Origin of the sequence: Nocardia sp. NPDC050710 (assembly GCF_040654375.1) — a bacterium.
GTDB lineage: Bacteria > Actinomycetota > Actinomycetes > Mycobacteriales > Mycobacteriaceae > Nocardia.
This window is the reverse complement of sequence record NZ_JBFAHV010000007.1, coordinates 21,988-37,223: the sequence shown is the minus strand read 5'-3', so window position 1 is coordinate 37,223 and position 15,236 is coordinate 21,988. Positions and strand designations below refer to the sequence as shown.

The 15,236-nt window shown below is 66.9% G+C and carries 13 protein-coding genes and 1 pseudogene; 10 read left to right on the top strand and 4 right to left on the bottom strand.

Annotated features, from left to right (window positions below):
- Positions 1–198: 198 nt before the first annotated feature.
- Both AB0H61_RS15225 and AB0H61_RS15220 read left to right on the top strand, forming a co-directional pair.
- Positions 199–1,065: an alpha/beta hydrolase gene (locus AB0H61_RS15225; protein WP_357304046.1), complete on the top strand. Its 867-nt coding sequence runs from the start codon at positions 199–201 to the stop codon at positions 1,063–1,065.
- A 242-nt stretch (positions 1,066–1,307) separates the two neighbouring features.
- A complete protein-coding gene (locus AB0H61_RS15220) occupies positions 1,308–1,583 on the top strand; it encodes a hypothetical protein (RefSeq protein ID WP_357304043.1) in 276 nt (91 codons plus the stop codon).
- Between the two features lie 258 nt (positions 1,584–1,841).
- On the opposite strand, the gene AB0H61_RS15215 is transcribed toward AB0H61_RS15220, so the two are convergent.
- Positions 1,842–2,294 (bottom strand): RDD family protein, encoded by a 453-nt coding sequence (locus tag AB0H61_RS15215; RefSeq protein WP_357304040.1) that lies wholly within the window; start codon positions 2,292–2,294, stop codon positions 1,842–1,844.
- A 252-nt stretch (positions 2,295–2,546) separates the two neighbouring features.
- On the opposite strand from AB0H61_RS15215, the gene glnA reads away from it, so the two are divergent.
- Together glnA and AB0H61_RS15205 are read left to right on the top strand one after the other, a co-directional pair.
- Positions 2,547–3,983 carry a type I glutamate--ammonia ligase gene (gene glnA / locus AB0H61_RS15210; protein ID WP_357304037.1) on the top strand — a complete coding sequence of 479 codons (1,437 nt, stop codon included), beginning with the start codon at positions 2,547–2,549 and terminating at the stop codon, positions 3,981–3,983.
- 201 nt (positions 3,984–4,184) lie between these two features.
- Positions 4,185–5,423 carry a hypothetical protein gene (locus tag AB0H61_RS15205; protein WP_357304034.1) on the top strand — a complete coding sequence of 413 codons (1,239 nt, stop codon included), beginning with the start codon at positions 4,185–4,187 and terminating at the stop codon, positions 5,421–5,423.
- Positions 5,424–5,712: 289 nt separating this feature from the next.
- Here AB0H61_RS15205 and AB0H61_RS15200 read toward each other — a convergent pair whose 3' ends face one another.
- Entirely contained in the window at positions 5,713–6,249 is a 537-nt protein-coding gene (locus tag AB0H61_RS15200; protein ID WP_357304031.1) for an SMI1/KNR4 family protein, read from the bottom strand.
- 525 nt (positions 6,250–6,774) lie between these two features.
- Here AB0H61_RS15200 and AB0H61_RS15195 point away from each other — a divergent pair.
- Positions 6,775–7,662, top strand: a complete 888-nt coding sequence (locus tag AB0H61_RS15195) for a tyrosine-protein phosphatase (RefSeq protein ID WP_357304028.1) — start codon at positions 6,775–6,777, stop codon at positions 7,660–7,662.
- A gap of 111 nt (positions 7,663–7,773) precedes the next feature.
- Positions 7,774–8,586, top strand: coding sequence for a hypothetical protein (locus AB0H61_RS15190; RefSeq protein WP_357304025.1), 813 nt, complete (start codon positions 7,774–7,776; stop codon positions 8,584–8,586).
- 169 nt (positions 8,587–8,755) lie between these two features.
- Here AB0H61_RS15190 and AB0H61_RS15185 read toward each other — a convergent pair.
- A pseudogene (locus tag AB0H61_RS15185) lies at positions 8,756–8,851 on the bottom strand (RNA polymerase subunit sigma-70); the annotation flags it as partial.
- A 316-nt stretch (positions 8,852–9,167) separates the two neighbouring features.
- Here AB0H61_RS15185 and AB0H61_RS15180 point away from each other — a divergent pair.
- Genes AB0H61_RS15180 through AB0H61_RS15165 form a run of 4 tightly spaced genes read left to right on the top strand, consistent with a single transcriptional unit; the run spans position 9,168 to position 13,649 of the window.
- On the top strand, positions 9,168–10,841 hold the full coding sequence (locus tag AB0H61_RS15180; protein WP_357304022.1) for a CocE/NonD family hydrolase: 1,674 nt from the start codon (positions 9,168–9,170) through the stop codon (positions 10,839–10,841).
- On the top strand, positions 10,838–12,235 hold the full coding sequence (locus AB0H61_RS15175) for a M20 family peptidase (RefSeq protein WP_357304020.1): 1,398 nt from the start codon (positions 10,838–10,840) through the stop codon (positions 12,233–12,235). Before AB0H61_RS15180 ends, AB0H61_RS15175 begins: the two co-directional genes overlap by 4 nt.
- 58 nt (positions 12,236–12,293) lie before the next feature.
- Entirely contained in the window at positions 12,294–13,172 is an 879-nt protein-coding gene (locus AB0H61_RS15170) for a lysophospholipase (protein ID WP_357304017.1), read from the top strand.
- Positions 13,173–13,181: 9 nt separating this feature from the next.
- A complete protein-coding gene (locus AB0H61_RS15165; RefSeq protein ID WP_357304014.1) occupies positions 13,182–13,649 on the top strand; it encodes a 6,7-dimethyl-8-ribityllumazine synthase in 468 nt (155 codons plus the stop codon).
- 23 nt (positions 13,650–13,672) lie between these two features.
- On the opposite strand, the gene AB0H61_RS15160 is transcribed toward AB0H61_RS15165, so the two are convergent.
- Positions 13,673–15,118 carry a metallopeptidase gene (locus AB0H61_RS15160; RefSeq protein WP_357304012.1) on the bottom strand — a complete coding sequence of 482 codons (1,446 nt, stop codon included), beginning with the start codon at positions 15,116–15,118 and terminating at the stop codon, positions 13,673–13,675.
- Positions 15,119–15,236: the final 118 nt, after the last annotated feature.

The window sequence follows — 15,236 nt, the reverse complement described above, 5'->3', positions numbered from 1 at the left end:
ACTCCGGGAGGCGGGCCTTCGTGTTTTTCCGAATAGCCGCGACACATCCACCCGGGTTCAGGCGATCCCCTGGCCCCAGCGACGAACTCGTTCGACAAAGTTTCGGAGATCGGGAACAACCAAGCCGGTCTAACCCTTAAATGGACTATAAGCGGTTAGTTGAACCGCTCGGAACACCGACGAACAAGGAGAGCCGTCATGACCGCAGTGCGCCACAACACCGTCGAGATCCAGGGCCAGCAGGTCTTCTACCGGGAGGCGGGCGACCCGGCCAAGCCCGCGCTGGTGCTGCTGCACGGCTTCCCGACCAGCTCGGCCATGTTCCGGAATCTGCTCCCCGAACTGGCCGCCGACTACCACCTGATCGCACCCGACCACATCGGCTTCGGCCAGTCCGCGATGCCGGCCCTCGACGAATTCGACTACAGCTTCGAGAAGCTCACCGAGATCACCCTCGAACTCCTCGACACCCTCGGGCTCGACAAGTTCGCGCTCTATATCCAGGACTACGGCGCGCCGATCGGCCTGCGCATCGCCTCCCGCAACCCCGAGCGCGTCACCGCGATCATCACCCAGAGCGGCAATGCCTATCTGGAGGGCTTCACCCCGTTCTGGGAGGTGCTGTTCGCGCACGCCGAGGATCGGGCCACGCACGAACCCGCCGTGCGCGAGCTGCTCACCGCCGAGGCCACTAAATGGCAGTACACGCACGGAGTTCCGGCCGACCGGCTGGAGCTGGTCAGCCCCGATACCTGGACCCTGGATCAGCACTACCTGGATCGCCCCGGCAACAAGGAGATTCAGCTCGAACTCTTCGCCGACTACAAGCTCAACCTGGACGGCTACCCGGACTTCCAGAAGTACTTCACCGAATATCGCCCGCCGGTCCTGATCACATGGGGCGAGCACGACGAGATCTTCGGCCCCGACGGCGCCCGCGCGTACCTGCGCGATCTGCCCGACGCGGAGCTGCATCTGCTCGATGCGGGGCATTTCGCGCTGGAGACGCACGGCGCCGAGATCGCCGCGCTCATTCGAGATTTCCTCGGCCGCACATTGGGCTGATACCGGTGCGGACCGGCCTCAGCGGACACTATTCGCGCAATCGGCACGAAAATCGCCGAAACCGAGGAATAGTGTCCGCTCAGGCTGGGGCATACCCCGGTTGCAGCGTCTCAGCCCGAAGATCCTCGAATGCGCTCCTCGCAGCTACTCCGAGGTGGCCTTGCTCAACGTTGCCTCGGACGGCCGAAGACGCGCCGCAGCGTGCGTCTGCGCCATCGCAGGGTGCCGGTGGCCGCAATCGAATGGCCCCGGCACAACGCCTTCGCACCCTTGGACACCGCGAGCACCACCCGCCGCTACGGCGCGGAGCAACCAGTCGCGTCGGCGGACCTACCCTTCGCCTCCACTACGCGGGCCTGACCTGGCTCACCGACCCGACGTTCGACGCACCCGGCGACTACCCGGGGCCCGTCACGCTGCACAAGCTCAGCGGCCCCGCAGTGCCCGCCGACCAGGTCGAGCCGGTCGACGTAGTACTGCTTTCGCACGACCAGCACGCCGATAACAGGACGTGGTAGCCGACGAGCGCGACGGCCGACCCCGGTGCCGATCGACGCAGCCCGTGAACCGTCGCAGCCCGTGAACCACAGCGCCGCGGCCCCACCGCGGAGCACCACCGGCAGCCGCACCAGCCCGGGCACCGCGATCGACGCTTCTCCCGCTTCGACCCGGATCGTCGGGCACCGCGAACTCGCCCCCAAAGCATGGCGGCAATCGCAGCGGGCGGGACAGGCCGACCGGCATGGCCTGCCCGTCCACGAATGCCCGGGACGTGTCTAGCGCGCGTGTACGACCGCGGTACCGGTCGCACGATCGTGCATACCGCGCCCATCCGCGTCGGTGAACAGCGCGGGCACCACGAACAACAGCAGGACCTGCCGCGCCAACGCCCGCACGAATCCGACCGCCACCGGCGCATCGATCCGGATCACCCGCAGCCGCAGAAAGTACTGCCCGGGCGTGAACCCGAACAGCGTCACCGCTGCGATACCGATCACGAACCAGATGAGCAGCGGCAGGTTCGCGTTCACATGACGCAGGATCAACAGCGAGATTCCGACGGCCATCAACCAGTCCACGAACATGGCCGCGATCCGGCGTCCCTGTCCGGCCATCGACCCGGCGCCGGTGCGCGGCAATCCGAGATGTTCACCCGGAAACTCGGGTGTAGCCGAGTCGCCCGATTCGGCCGAAGGTCCGGAGAGCCAGGAACCGGTGATGCGCGCCATGACCTCCAGAATAGGCGGCGGCGCCCGACGGCCGAGCACCGCATAAGGGGAGTTCAACGTCACTGCGCACCGGACGGATGGCAGGATTACCATGCTGGTCGAGCCCGGGTGACGATCCACACCCGGCCAGCCGCACGTGTAACACTGGCGAAACACAGCCTTGATTGCTGGGAAACACCGCGTCCATAGCGTCTGGACGCGACGAACCCATGCAATCGACACTGGCTGGGAACCGATCCGTAAGGAGAACAAGTGACGTTCAGCACGGCCGACGAGGTCATCCAGTACATCAAGGAAGAAGACGTCGAGTACGTCGATATCCGCTTCAGCGATCTTCCCGGTGTGCAGCAGCACTTCTCCATCCCGGCCAAGGCCTTCACCGCTGACCTCGCCGAGGAAGGGCTAGCGTTCGACGGCTCCTCCGTCCGTGGCTTCCAGTCCATCGACGAGTCGGACATGCTCCTGCTGCCCGACTACAGCACCGCGCGCCTGGACCCGTTCCGCGCCGCCCGGACGCTGAACCTGAACTTCTTCGTGCACGACCCGTTCACCCGTGAGGCCTACTCCCGCGACCCGCGCAACATCGCGCGCAAGGCGGAGGAGTACCTGCGTTCGACCGGTATCGCCGACACCGCGTACTTCGGCGCCGAGGCGGAGTTCTACATCTTCGACTCGATCCGCTACGACTCGGCCATGAACGGCGCCTTCTACGAGATCGAGTCGGTCTCGGGCTCGTGGAACACCGGCGCGGAGTTCAACCCGGACGGCACCCTGAACCGTGGCTACAAGGTCCGCAACAAGGGCGGCTACTTCCCCGTCGCGCCGTACGACCACTACGTCGACCTGCGCGACAAGATCGCGACCAACCTGCAGAACGCGGGCTTCGAGCTCGAGCGCGGCCACCACGAGGTCGGCACCGCGGGCCAGGCGGAGATCAACTACCGCTTCAACACCCTGCTGCACGCTGCCGACGACCTGCAGCTGTTCAAGTACATCGTGAAGAACACCGCGTGGAAGGAAGGCAAGACCGTCACCTTCATGCCGAAGCCACTCTTCGGCGACAACGGCTCGGGCATGCACGTGCACCAGTCGCTGTGGAAGGACGGCAAGCCGCTGTTCCACGACGAGGCCGGCTACGGCGGTCTGTCGGACATCGCGCGCCACTACATCGGCGGCATCCTGCACCACGCGCCGTCGCTGTTGGCGTTCACCAACCCGACCGTGAACTCCTACCACCGTCTGGTCCCGGGCTACGAGGCCCCGATCAACCTGGTGTACTCGCAGCGCAACCGCTCCGCCGCGGTCCGCATCCCGGTCACCGGCAACAACCCGAAGGCCAAGCGCATCGAGTTCCGTGCGCCGGACTCCTCGGGTAACCCGTACCTGGCCTTCGCCGCCATGATGATGGCCGGCCTGGACGGCATCAAGAAGAAGATCGAGCCGCTGGCCCCGGTCGACAAGGACCTCTACGAGCTCCCGCCGGAGGAGGCCAAGAACATCCCGCAGGCCCCCACCAGCCTGAACGCGGTCATCGACCGCCTCGAGCAGGATCACGACTACCTGACCGAGGGCAACGTCTTCACCCCGGACCTGATCGAGACCTGGATCGACATCAAGCGCACCCAGGAGATCGCCCCGGTCAACCTGCGCCCGCACCCGTACGAGTTCGAGCTGTACTTCGACGTGTAGGCCGTTCGGGCGCTCCGCAGGCTTCGCGCCTGCCCGCCTGTACCGCAAGACGTTTCGAGCCCCTGCCACGTTCGCGTGGCGGGGGCTCGTCCCGTTTACGGACCGGTTGCCGCGGTCAAGGTGGTGAGGGAATCGAAGAAGTGAGGCGGGGCAGTCGGTTTGGTAGCCTGGGCCGACGTGACACGGGGGGTTCGCTGACGTATGAGCGGTGATGACGAGCGGGATTCGGCTCGGGTGATATTGCAGAAGGACATGCCGCCGAGCGAGGGAGAGGAGGGGTGTCTGGTGACGGCGATCCGCATTCCGGTGCGGATCATTGTGCTCGTCTTCGTGGTGCCGGTGCGGCTGGTGTGGGATGCACTGGTTGCCGTCGGACGGTGGGTGCGGGACGGGGTGCTGACCCCGGTCGGTAGGGGGCTCGCGCGGCTGGGATATGCGGTGTTCGTGGTCCCGGCGCGATGGGTGTGGTGGCGGGTGCTGGTGCCGGTCGGTCGCGGTAGCGCGTGGGTGGTGCGGCGGATCGGGGCGGGGATCGGGTGGGCGGTCCGGCAGTTCGGGGTCGGGCTCGGTTGGGTATATCGCCGGGTGCTCGGGCCGATCGGGCGGGGCATCACGTGGATGGCGAGGGGTGTGGGGGTGGCGCTCTTCACGCTGGTGTATCTGCCCTACAAGGCGGTGGCCTGGCTGGGGCGATATCTGGTTGTGGCGCCCGGCCGGTGGCTGTGGCGTTCCGTGCTGCTTCCTGTCGGTCGCGGGATTGCTTGGCTGGCAGGGTGTATCGGTGCTGCGGGCACCTGGGTGGTGCGGCAATTCCGTGCCGGTCTCGGTTGGTGCTATCGGATGATCCTCACGCCGATCGGGCGCGCACTTGTCTGGCTGGGCCTGGCCATCACCTCCGTAGCCCGGATGGTTGCCCGTTCCGGGGCTTGGCTGATCCGGTTCCTGCTGGTCGAACCTGCGGGGTGGGTCTGGCGGAATGTCGTGAAGCCCATCGGATCCGCGCTCGCGTGGGTGGTACGCGGCACCCTCACCGGACTGGCCGCACTGGCGAGCGCAATTGGCGGTGTCGTTGCCTGGCTGGCGCGCAATCTCGTTATCCGTCCGGCCGATTGGATCTACCACCGGGTGCTCGCTCCGATCGGCCATACGATCGGGAACGCCTTCGTGTGGTCCTGGCGGCTGGCGGGGCGCATTTCCCGTGCTATCGGCCGATTCCTCACCGCGGTCGCGCAATGGCTCATCATTCGTCCGGCGCGCTGGGTCTACCGAAATACCCTCACGCCCATAGGCCATTTCGTTCGGGACGCGCTGTGGAATCCCGCCGCGGCGGCCGCGAGACAGGTCCGCGAGGCGACCCGTCAAGCTCTCGCCTCGGCGCGAGCCAGCGTTCGCCACACCCGCGCGGAGATCGGTAGGGCCCTACTCGGTCGTCGAAAATAGAGCGTCGGCGCTTGCACGCGCGTACTTCTGGCTCATCGACTCGCAGAAATCGGGAAGAACCGACCAGCAAGACCCGAGGTCGGCGAACGCCTACGCCACTCGGTAGCAGACCGCGCACTTCGCGTTCACTCGGATGACCCGTACCGCGTTGTCGTCTGTTCTGTCCAACAGCGGTCGTGGTATGCCCATGCGAAGCTTCCGATGCCGAATCTCGATGGGTAACAAGGTCCTTGGGTGCATTAGAGACAGCACAGGCCACGGCGCTGCCTCGCGTCTCTGCGGAGTGTGGTCAGTCGGCGCGCTCTCGGGCGTGCGGCCACAGTGGCATCTCGTCGACGTCTTCACCTTCTTCGGCTGCGACCCACCAGCCGGTGTCGTCGAGGTAGTGCTCGAACCACTGCGACAGGCTCGGCGTATCGATGAGCCAAGCAGCGTCTGGATCGCCCGGGTTGGGCTCGAACAACAGCACCGTGCCCGCCTCGCTGCGGCAGTCGACGCATGCGTACATGCCGCAGCCCCACGTCAGGATGGGCACGACACCTTCCGGCCACGCCCACTCGGTACCCGCACCGGAGGCCCGGTTGGCGAGATAGGCCGAGACCACGGTTTCGGCGTCACCGTCGAGCAGCCGGAGCAACTGGTAGTCGGGGCCGAAACCGCCGTCTGCGACCTGCCGGTATACGTCTGCGAGAAGGGGGTGGAGGGCGAAGCCGAGACGAGATTCCGCTTCTGCCAACTCCGTATCGGTAATGGGCGCGGGTAAGGGGGAACTCCCGTGACGGACGTGGGCCGAAATCCGGGCCAGCAACACCGCGTAGTCGGTCATGCCGCACATCATCGCGTATAGCCATCGTCGGCCTCAGGACTTGTCCGGGCGTCTTGAAGCGACGTTGCCCGCGACCGCGGGCGGAGGTCGGCGACACAGCGGCGTTGGTCGACCGCGACATCTACGGCTTTGTCCTTGAATCCGCGAGATAGGCCGAACAACTCGCCCGCTGACCGCCTGAACCAACGGTGCGGACTACATGTTCATCCGCAAGGTCCAAGCGGAACGGACACCGGTGACACGCCCGATGCCGGGGATCGCCGTTGCTCCCCCGTAGTTCGTCGTTGAAACTTTCATCCGGAAACAGCAGGTACTTTTGGTCGCCGATGACGTTCACCGCGTCGCGGTCCATCATCCGGACGCCGCCACCCTCGGCATTGCGAGGAACTCCGACGAGTGTTGGCAATACCGGATCTTCACCGCTGAATAGTGTGAATCCCACTGTGCGAGTGACCGATCCCGGTGAGTGAGCATGCTGCACCGAACCTGAGAATTGACTTAGAACAGGTTCTACTGTCGCCGGGCATGAAGATACCGTTCATTTCCCTCATCGCCGCCGCGGTCACCAGCTTTGCGTTGGTGGCGGCACCGGCACCCGATGCGATCGCCCAACCGGGGGCAGAGGCGCTGGCCGCGCCGATCTCCTTCCAAGGGGCGGTCAATGTTCGCGATATCGGCGGATACCGCACCTATGACGGCGCAAAGGTCAAAACGGGCAAGGCTATTCGAGCTGATGCCCTGGATAAGCTGACCGATGCCGATGTGCAGAAGCTTGCCGGTCTGAATGTGAAGACCGTCATCGATCTGCGGACGCAGCCGGAGATCCAGTACAGCGGGCCGGACAAATTGCCGTCGGGCGTGCAGTCGGTGTCGCGTCCGATCGACGACACCGGGATGTTCACCCAGATGCTGCAGGCGATTCAGTCGCGGGATCCCGTCAAGCAGGAACAGTTGCTCGGTAACGGACGCGCCGAACAGATCATGGCCGATGTCTACCGCAGTTTCCTGACCGACGCTTCGCGGGCGGCTTTCGCACAGACCATCCGGGATCTGGCGGCGACCGACCGGGCCACCCTCTACCACTGCACCGCGGGTAAGGACCGCACCGGATGGGTGACCTACGTGGTGCTGCGGGCCATCGGAGTGCCGGAAAGGACTGCGCGCCAGGACTATCTGCTGTCCAACCAGCTCCGCGCGGCCGCCGACGCCAAGCTGCGCGAGGACCTCGAGCGGGCCGGTCTGATGCAGAACCCCGACCTGCTCATCCCCCTTCAGGAGGTGCGAGGCGCCTATCTGGACACCGCGATCGAGCTGATGGAACAGACCTACGGCGACTTCGGTAAGTTCCTCACCCAGGGCCTCGGCCTCGACCCGGGCACCATCCTCAAGCTCCGCCGCAATCTGGTCAGCTGACCCACGAAACATCGAGTGGCCCTTCCCGTCTCGCGCGGGAAGGGCCACTCGCGTTCGGCCGACCCGCACCCGACCGCTAACGCCCGGCCGAGTTCCATGGATAGCCCGGGTATGGGGCGAGCCACGATCGCTGTGCTGGGAGTTGTTACCGCGCTCGGTGTCATGACGGGGTGCGATTCCGACGAGCCGCCGGAAGCCGGGCTGAATGCCCAGGTGGTGGCGTTCGACCCCGCCGGCTTCAACGGCCCACCGCTCGCGGCGATTATCGATAGCGAGGACTCCGCGCGACTGTTCGCCGGGTGGTTGGCGGATCGGGTGGACTCCGGCGCCCAGGTCCCGGAGGTGATGGAACACCTCGAACTGCGCACCGATTTCGACACGACCACATATCTCGCGATCGTGGCGAGCACCGGATGCCGGGCGCCGACCCGGGCCGAACTCCGGCGCGTGGGCAACGATCTGCGCCCAGAACTGATCGGTGGCATCGATCATCCCGAATGCGTCCGCGCCTATACGCCGTTCGTGGTCTACCGGATTCGGCGCACCGATGTCGACGGCGTCACCACCGTCGGCGGCGAACCGGCCGACCGTGACGGTCCGGCCGAACTCGTCGCCCGTATCGAATTCGGTGCGACTCCCCCACCCGACCTGGCGCCGCGCGAGATCACCGATCCCGCCGACCGCACCGCCCTCGCCGACGAACTCGCCCGCGCCGGGATCCCGGGTACCGCGCAGATACCCGAAACCCTCAGCGGCCCTTCGGCACTACAGGCAAAGTACGGCCCGGAGGACATCCGCCGGTACGCCTTCCCGCTCCGATCCTGCCCCCACGAGATCGCCGCCCTCCGCATCACCCCCACCGAACTCCGCGCCCAGGCCGTCACTCCGCCCGGCGGACCCGATACCTGCGAAGCGCCGACCTAGTACCTCGCCGTTTTCGACGCTCGCTCGTACTACATCCCGGAGCGCGCACAAGCGGTCCGCTGACAGCGCTGGTAGCGATAGCCGCGACGCCGGGCAGCATCATGTGGCACGACATCCTTCGCACCGAGCACTCCACCCGCGCCGGATGCCAACGCGGCGGCGTCGACCCCTCCTGGACAGCGTCGTCGGCCTCGCTGCCCGACCCGCGCATCCGGTACGCGCCAGCGAGCAAGCGACTCCGATGCTCCGCTGAGCGCTCGGCCAGAAATTCTTGTCATCCCGGTCAGGTAGATGCACAGACCGAACCCCGAGACATCGGCAACAACCTGCGGGGCAATCATGGCCTGATCGAGGTGGGATCCGAGGTCACCCAACAGCTCGCGGATGGCGGCGGCATACTGTCGCGTCCGTCACCAATGCCGACAGCACTGTGGTCGGCCCGCTCCAGCCGTGAGGTGCGCGGACCACCCGACAGGGCCGGTCCGGAGAACGGATCCGCACCGGTCGGGTGACGGCCGGGTGAGCGGACCCATGATTCCGGGGGCTGGACTCGCGCCCGGGTCAACCGCGATAGTCCAGTGGTGAACTTGGGGTCTGCGGTGGTACGGGTGTTGGCGGGCGTGACGCTGATGGTGGGTGTTTCGGCTCCGGCGGTGGTCGCCGAGCCGGGGCCGGAGCCGGTGACCGTGGGGTACCAGTACCGGCAGACCTACCTGACCGCGCCGGACGGCACCCGGTTGCACGCGGATGTGTTGCGCCCGGAGGGCATCTCCGATGACACCAAGACTCCGGTGATCCTCACGGTCAGCCCGTACCGGTCCCATACGGCCTATATCTCCATGCCGCGCCTGGAGGGCGGGCCGTCCGTCGATTTCCTGCCGGTCGATCGCGCGCTGCGCGCGGGCTATACCTACGTGATCGTCGACCTGCGCGGGTTCGGCGGATCCAACGGCTGCCCGGATTACGGCGGGGCGGGCGAACGGTCGGATGTCGTCACCGCGGTGGAGTGGGCGGCGAGCCAGCCGTGGTCGACCGGACAGGTCGGCATGGTCGGGGTGTCGTACGAGGCGTGGACCGGCCTGCTGGGTCTGGCCGCGAAGCCGAAGGGTCTGGCGGCCGTGGTCGCGTTCGCACCGGTGGTGGACCCGTACTCCTACCTGTTCATGCAGGGTGTCTCCTGGAAGTTCTCCGGAAAACCGGTGACCGAGAGCGGAATCCGCCCCGCCGATCAGGTCGGTCTGGAGCACCTGGCGATCGCGTCGACACCGGGCCGCCCGGACGACTCCCCCGAATACCAGTCCAACGCGCTTCAGTTGACCCAGCAGTGCACCGACGAGTATCTCGCGCTCACCGGCGACCACAATGCCGCCCGCCCGGGATGGCGCGAGCGCGACCTGGTAGAAGCCGTGCGCGGCAATACTATTCCACTGTTCTTCGGTCAGGGTTTCCTCGATCAGAACACCCGCCCGGATCGGGCCTTCGCGCTCTGGGAGGCGCTCGGCCCCGGCGACCACCGGGCCTGGTTCGGCCAGTGGGGTCACAGCGATTGCAGCACCAAATGCGGTGCCCCGCAGTTCAATACCGAAATGATGGCCTTCTTCGACAAGCATGTGGCGCAGCGTGCGGTCGAGGTGCCCGGCCCACGCGTCACCGTCGGCCAGTTCGACGGCGCCTGGCGTTCCGAAGCCGCGTGGCCGCCCGCCGATTCCCGGCGTTACCCGGTCGACCTGCACACCGGCGGTTACACCGATCGCGGCCTGATTCCCGGAGCGGATCGCGAAATCTGGTCCATCTCCGAGCCTTTCGAGCAGACCACGCACCTGTCCGGCGTCGCGACCGCGTCGCTGCGGCTGACCGGCCCCGCGTCCGCCACCGCGGCGATCGAACTCTACGACGTCGAACCGAGCGGCCGCGCCACCGTCATCACCCGCGGCATCGCCCCGGTCGCCGCGACCACCGACATCCGGATGCTGGCCCAGGATTGGCCGCTGGTCGCCGGGCACCGGCTCGGTGTGCGGATCACCGATGTCGTAGACGACGTGTGGTCGCACGCGCCCGCCAACGCACCGGTCACCGTCACCGCGGCCCGGCTCGACCTGCCGCTGCTCACCGCACCGCGTGTGCCGGACCTGACCGGCGGCGGCAGCGAGGCGCATGCGAAGTGGCGCGCCGAGAAGACCACCACGATCGGGCCCGAGGTGTTGAACAATGCAGTGATGTTCATGAACTTGCCGAACGAGACGGGCCGGCGATGACCGCGGCATCGCGGAGCGAAGGACCGGGCAATGCCGCCGTCGCAGGGTCGGCGACCATGGTCGACGACCGGGTCGCCGAGCGCTTGGCCAGGGCGCTGAGCTGCGCGACGGTCTCCACCGAGGATCCGGTCGATACCGCGGATCCCGAGTTCGCACGGTTGGCCGACCATCTGGAGCAGTCCTTTCCGCTGGTGCACGCCGAACTCGAGTTGGAGACCTTCGGCCGCAGCAGGCTCTACCGCTGGGCCGGTGTCGAGCCGGAACGGGTGTCGGCCATCCTGCTGGCGCACCAGGACGTGGTGCCGGTCGACCACGCGCAGCAGTGGACCCATCCCCCGTTCGACGGTGTGGTCGACGAGGAATTCATCTGGGGTCGCGGCGCGATCGACGATAAGAGCAGGCTGATCGCGATCCTGGAAGCGGTGGAGTCGGCGCTGGCCGCGGGCGTGCGCCCGAAACACACCGTCTATCTCGCCTTCGGCCACGACGAAGAGGTCTTCGGCGATAACGGCGCGGTGCGGATGGCCCGGCGGCTGCGTCAGGCGGGCGTGCGCGCGGACCTGCTGCTCGACGAGGGCGGGGTGATCACCGAGGGCGTCGCCGACGGGGTGGACCGCCCGGTAGCGTCGATCATGCTCGGTGAGAAGGGCTATGCCACCGTCCGGCTGTCGGTGCGGGAGACCGGCGGCCACTCCTCGATGCCCGGCAGGCAGACGGCGGTCGGACGGATCGCCCGCGCCGTCGCCCGGATCCAGGACCACCCGATGCCGCTGCGGATGACCCCGGTGATCGTCGACATGCTGACCCGGTTGCGCGAGGTCATGCCCGAGGCCCGTCGCAGACTGCTCGGCCTGGCCGGGGTCGGGCTGGCGTCCCCGGTGATCACCCGGATCATGGCGGCCCGTCCGCAGACCGAGGCGCTGGTGCGCACCACCACCGCACCGACCGTGATCCACGGCGGGGTGAAGGCGAATGTGCTGCCGCAGCGGGCCGAGGCGCTGATCAACTTCCGCATCCTGCCCGGCGATTCGGTGACCGCGGTGCTCGAACACTGCCGGAAGGTGGTGCGGGACGCGGGCGTGCGCATCGACCTGGTCGGCATGTCCTCCGAACCGTCCCGCACTACCGGCCCCGGCCCCGCCTTCGATCTGATCGCCCGGATCGCCGAGGCGGTCGTGCCGGGTATCGCGGTCACCACCGGCATCGTCCCCGGCGCTACCGACTCCCGGCACTACGACGACCTGGCCGCGACCCGCTGCAACTTCGCGCCGATCGTGCTGACCCAGGACGACCTGGCGACAATCCACGGAACGGATGAGCGCATCTCCCGGGTGAACTACGCTCGATTGATCGAGTTCAACCGGCGGCTGATCGACGCGCTCGCGCAGCGATAGCCCCTCCGGTCGAAGATCGAACGCGCACAGCGAGACCGCAGACGTCAGGAGCCGACCGATGAGCAGCGAGCAGGCCCCGAACCCGGAAGGAGCACAGGTGACCCGCACCGAGGAAGGCGATTTCGAGGGCAATGGCAGCCGGATCGCCTGGCGTGCCTGGCTTCCCGAGACTGCTGCGCGCGGGGTGATCGTGCTGGTGCACGGCGTCGCCGAGCATTCCGGGCGCTACGCACACGTCGGAACCCGCTTGTCCGAGGCCGGTTTCGCGGTCTACGCGCTGGATCACATCGGGCACGGCAAATCCGCGGGCGGCAAGGCGAATATCGGGTCGATGGACGGCGCCGCCGACAATGTCGAGAGCATGCTCGAGATCGCGGCCCGCGAACAGCCGGGGGTGCCGAAATTCCTGATCGCGCATTCGATGGGCAGTCTCATCACGCTGTACCTGGCGACCCGCGCACCGATCGATGTGGCGGGTATCGTGCTGTCCGCGCCGCCGCTGGACATCCCGGTCGGCAATCCGCTGCAGCGTATGTTCGCCCCGGTGGTGAGCAAGCTGGCCCCGAATCTCGGTGTGCTGATGCTGGATTCGTCGATGATCAGCCGCGATCCCGCGGTGGTCGCCGCCTACGACAACGATCCGCTGGTCTACCGCGGCAAGCTGCCCGCCCGGACCGGCGCGGAGATGTTGCGCGCCACCGATGTCGTCAAGCACCGCCTCGACCAGCTCACCGTGCCGCTGCTGGTGCTGCACGGCACGGCCGACGTGATCGCGGCGCCGTCGAGTACAGATCTCATCGAGCGCGGCGCGGCATCCGCGGACTTGACCGTTATCCGCTATGACGGCCTGTACCACGAGGTCTTCAACGAGCCGGAGCAGGACAAGGTACTGGCCGATGTGATGGAGTGGCTGGAGACTCACCTTACCCAGCAGTAGTATCCGGATATGGGAACCACATCCACCGGATCGGTGGCCTTCGTTCGCGCCATGTGGCACAGCTCGATCGTCGGCAAAGCGCTGGAGGGCTTCACCGACGAATACACCGATCTGGGCTTCGACCCGAACAGCATCGACGTCTTCGAGGTGCCCGGCGCCTTCGAGATCCCGCTGCACGCCAAACGGCTCGCGCAGAGCGGGAAGTATTCGGCGGTCGTGGCCGCGGCGCTGGTCGTCGACGGCGGCATCTACCGGCACGACTTCGTCGCTTCCGCGGTGATCGACGGTCTGATGCGGGTGCAGCTGGACACCGACGTACCGGTCTTCTCGGTGGTGCTCACCCCGCATCACTTCCACGAGCACAGCGAGCACGTGACCTACTTCACCGAGCACTTCGTGACCAAGGGCGCCGAGGCGGCCCGGGCGCTGGCGACCACGCTGAGCTCGCTGCGTGCGTTGCCCGCGATCGTGGACTGAGTCGAGCCTCCATCCCCGTCGATCTACTCGAACTTGGTCAGGCAGGCCTGCTCGCCATCCAGCACGCCGGTGCGGAAGGCCTCCAGCCGCTGGTAGCCGCTTTTGACGATCTTGCCGTCGACATCGGCGGCGGCCAGACCGTCCGAGAGCAGTCCGGAGACCGCCTCGTCCAGATCCTTGGCCGACAGGCGCGGATCGCTGGTCGGCTCGCTCAATTTGGTGGTGAACGCGCCGCTGAGGCAGGCGGTGCGCAGACCCGCGGTTTGCGCACCGGTCAGCGACAGCCCGCGATCCTGTTGCACCGCAAGCATGTATCGCGAGACGAAGACGACGAAGGCGTTGTAATCTCCCGTCACGGTCGATGACAGGAAGTCCTCCTCGCCCGATCCAGCGGCGCCCCGCTTGGCCAGCGCCGACACATCGGTACCGATCTTGTTCGAGCTCGGGCAGAAGGAGACCGGTTCGGTGGAGGTGACCTTCGGGCAGGCCTTCACCACGCCCGAATAGTCGAACTGCGGCGCCCGCGCGACCGGGAAGTTCCTGGCGAGCGCCTGGCTCACGCTGGTCAGCGACGCCACGTCGACCGGCAGCTGTTGCTGCTCCTCGTCCTCCACCTCGAAGGTGGTCGGCAGCGTGCCGCGGCGGTTCTTGATCTCCTTGCGATCGATCTTCTTGCAGGCCGCGGCGCCGTCGGTGTAGCCGAGTTGTACCGCGGTCACCCGTTCGAAGGCCGAGCCGTGCACATTTTTCGGATTGCTCGGATCCGCGTCGCGAATCGCCACGGTGGCGCCGAGCACACCGTCCAGCCCGTCGGTCATATTCATGGTGAAGTGCTTCGAATTGCCTTCGGCCACGTGCCGCAGGAAAACCCCGGCCAGGCAATCCGCCTGCTGCTCCCGCACCAGCACCGGGGTGAGCAAACCCGCGATCTTGGCCTTGCCCTGGATGGCGTGGCCGTATTCGTGCGCGAGCACCATCACCACCGCCATCGGACCGTACTTCTTCTCCACCTGCGGCAGCAGCACACCGCGGTCCCAGCCGATGCTGTGGTCGAGGCCGCAGTAAGCGGCATTGACGAGCTGGTAGGTGTCGGATTTGCAGAACTTCACCGACTGCGCCTTGGGCGCCTTCGCATCCCAGGATATGTAGCGATCCACCGGTTCGAAGGTGCCTGGGAAAGTCTTGGCGTACTCGGTCTTCCAGTACTCCTCGATATCGGCGATGGCATTGAGGGACAACCGGTCGATGCCGCCGCCGTCCCCGTTCTCCGCCGTCAGCGGCGCGTCCGCGACGCCGGGACGCGGGCCGCTCGGGCCACTGCTGGAGGCCGCGCCTGCCAGCTCCCACGGGTTGCCCGGGTCCGAGGGTGCGGTGTCGATGATCGTGTTGTCGGCGTCGCAGCCGGTGAGCGCGGCACCGACCGCGACCAGCACCGCGATCACTCCCAGGCGCAGTCGTGCAGTCCTCATCAGGTTCCTCCCCGGAATCCATGGGGGCCCGCGTATTTCCGGCCCCGCGGCGGATACGCGTATCCGCCGATCGAGCGTTCACATGGTAATCGCGGAAACCGCGCCGGACGTAGCACGC

What these genes read in the sequence shown, in the direction of transcription:
- AB0H61_RS15225 (WP_357304046.1), top strand. Translation starts at nt 199, where the DNA reads ATGACCGCAGTGCGCCACAACACCGTCGAGATCCAGGGCCAGCAGGTC.
- AB0H61_RS15220 (WP_357304043.1), top strand. Translation starts at nt 1,308, where the DNA reads ATGGCCCCGGCACAACGCCTTCGCACCCTTGGACACCGCGAGCACCAC.
- AB0H61_RS15215 (WP_357304040.1), bottom strand. Translation starts at nt 2,294, where the DNA reads ATGGCGCGCATCACCGGTTCCTGGCTCTCCGGACCTTCGGCCGAATCG.
- AB0H61_RS15205 (WP_357304034.1), top strand. Translation starts at nt 4,185, where the DNA reads ATGAGCGGTGATGACGAGCGGGATTCGGCTCGGGTGATATTGCAGAAG.
- AB0H61_RS15200 (WP_357304031.1), bottom strand. Translation starts at nt 6,249, where the DNA reads ATGACCGACTACGCGGTGTTGCTGGCCCGGATTTCGGCCCACGTCCGT.
- AB0H61_RS15195 (WP_357304028.1), top strand. Translation starts at nt 6,775, where the DNA reads ATGAAGATACCGTTCATTTCCCTCATCGCCGCCGCGGTCACCAGCTTT.
- AB0H61_RS15190 (WP_357304025.1), top strand. Translation starts at nt 7,774, where the DNA reads ATGGGGCGAGCCACGATCGCTGTGCTGGGAGTTGTTACCGCGCTCGGT.
- AB0H61_RS15175 (WP_357304020.1), top strand. Translation starts at nt 10,838, where the DNA reads ATGACCGCGGCATCGCGGAGCGAAGGACCGGGCAATGCCGCCGTCGCA.
- AB0H61_RS15170 (WP_357304017.1), top strand. Translation starts at nt 12,294, where the DNA reads ATGAGCAGCGAGCAGGCCCCGAACCCGGAAGGAGCACAGGTGACCCGC.
- AB0H61_RS15165 (WP_357304014.1), top strand. Translation starts at nt 13,182, where the DNA reads ATGGGAACCACATCCACCGGATCGGTGGCCTTCGTTCGCGCCATGTGG.
- AB0H61_RS15160 (WP_357304012.1), bottom strand. Translation starts at nt 15,118, where the DNA reads ATGAGGACTGCACGACTGCGCCTGGGAGTGATCGCGGTGCTGGTCGCG.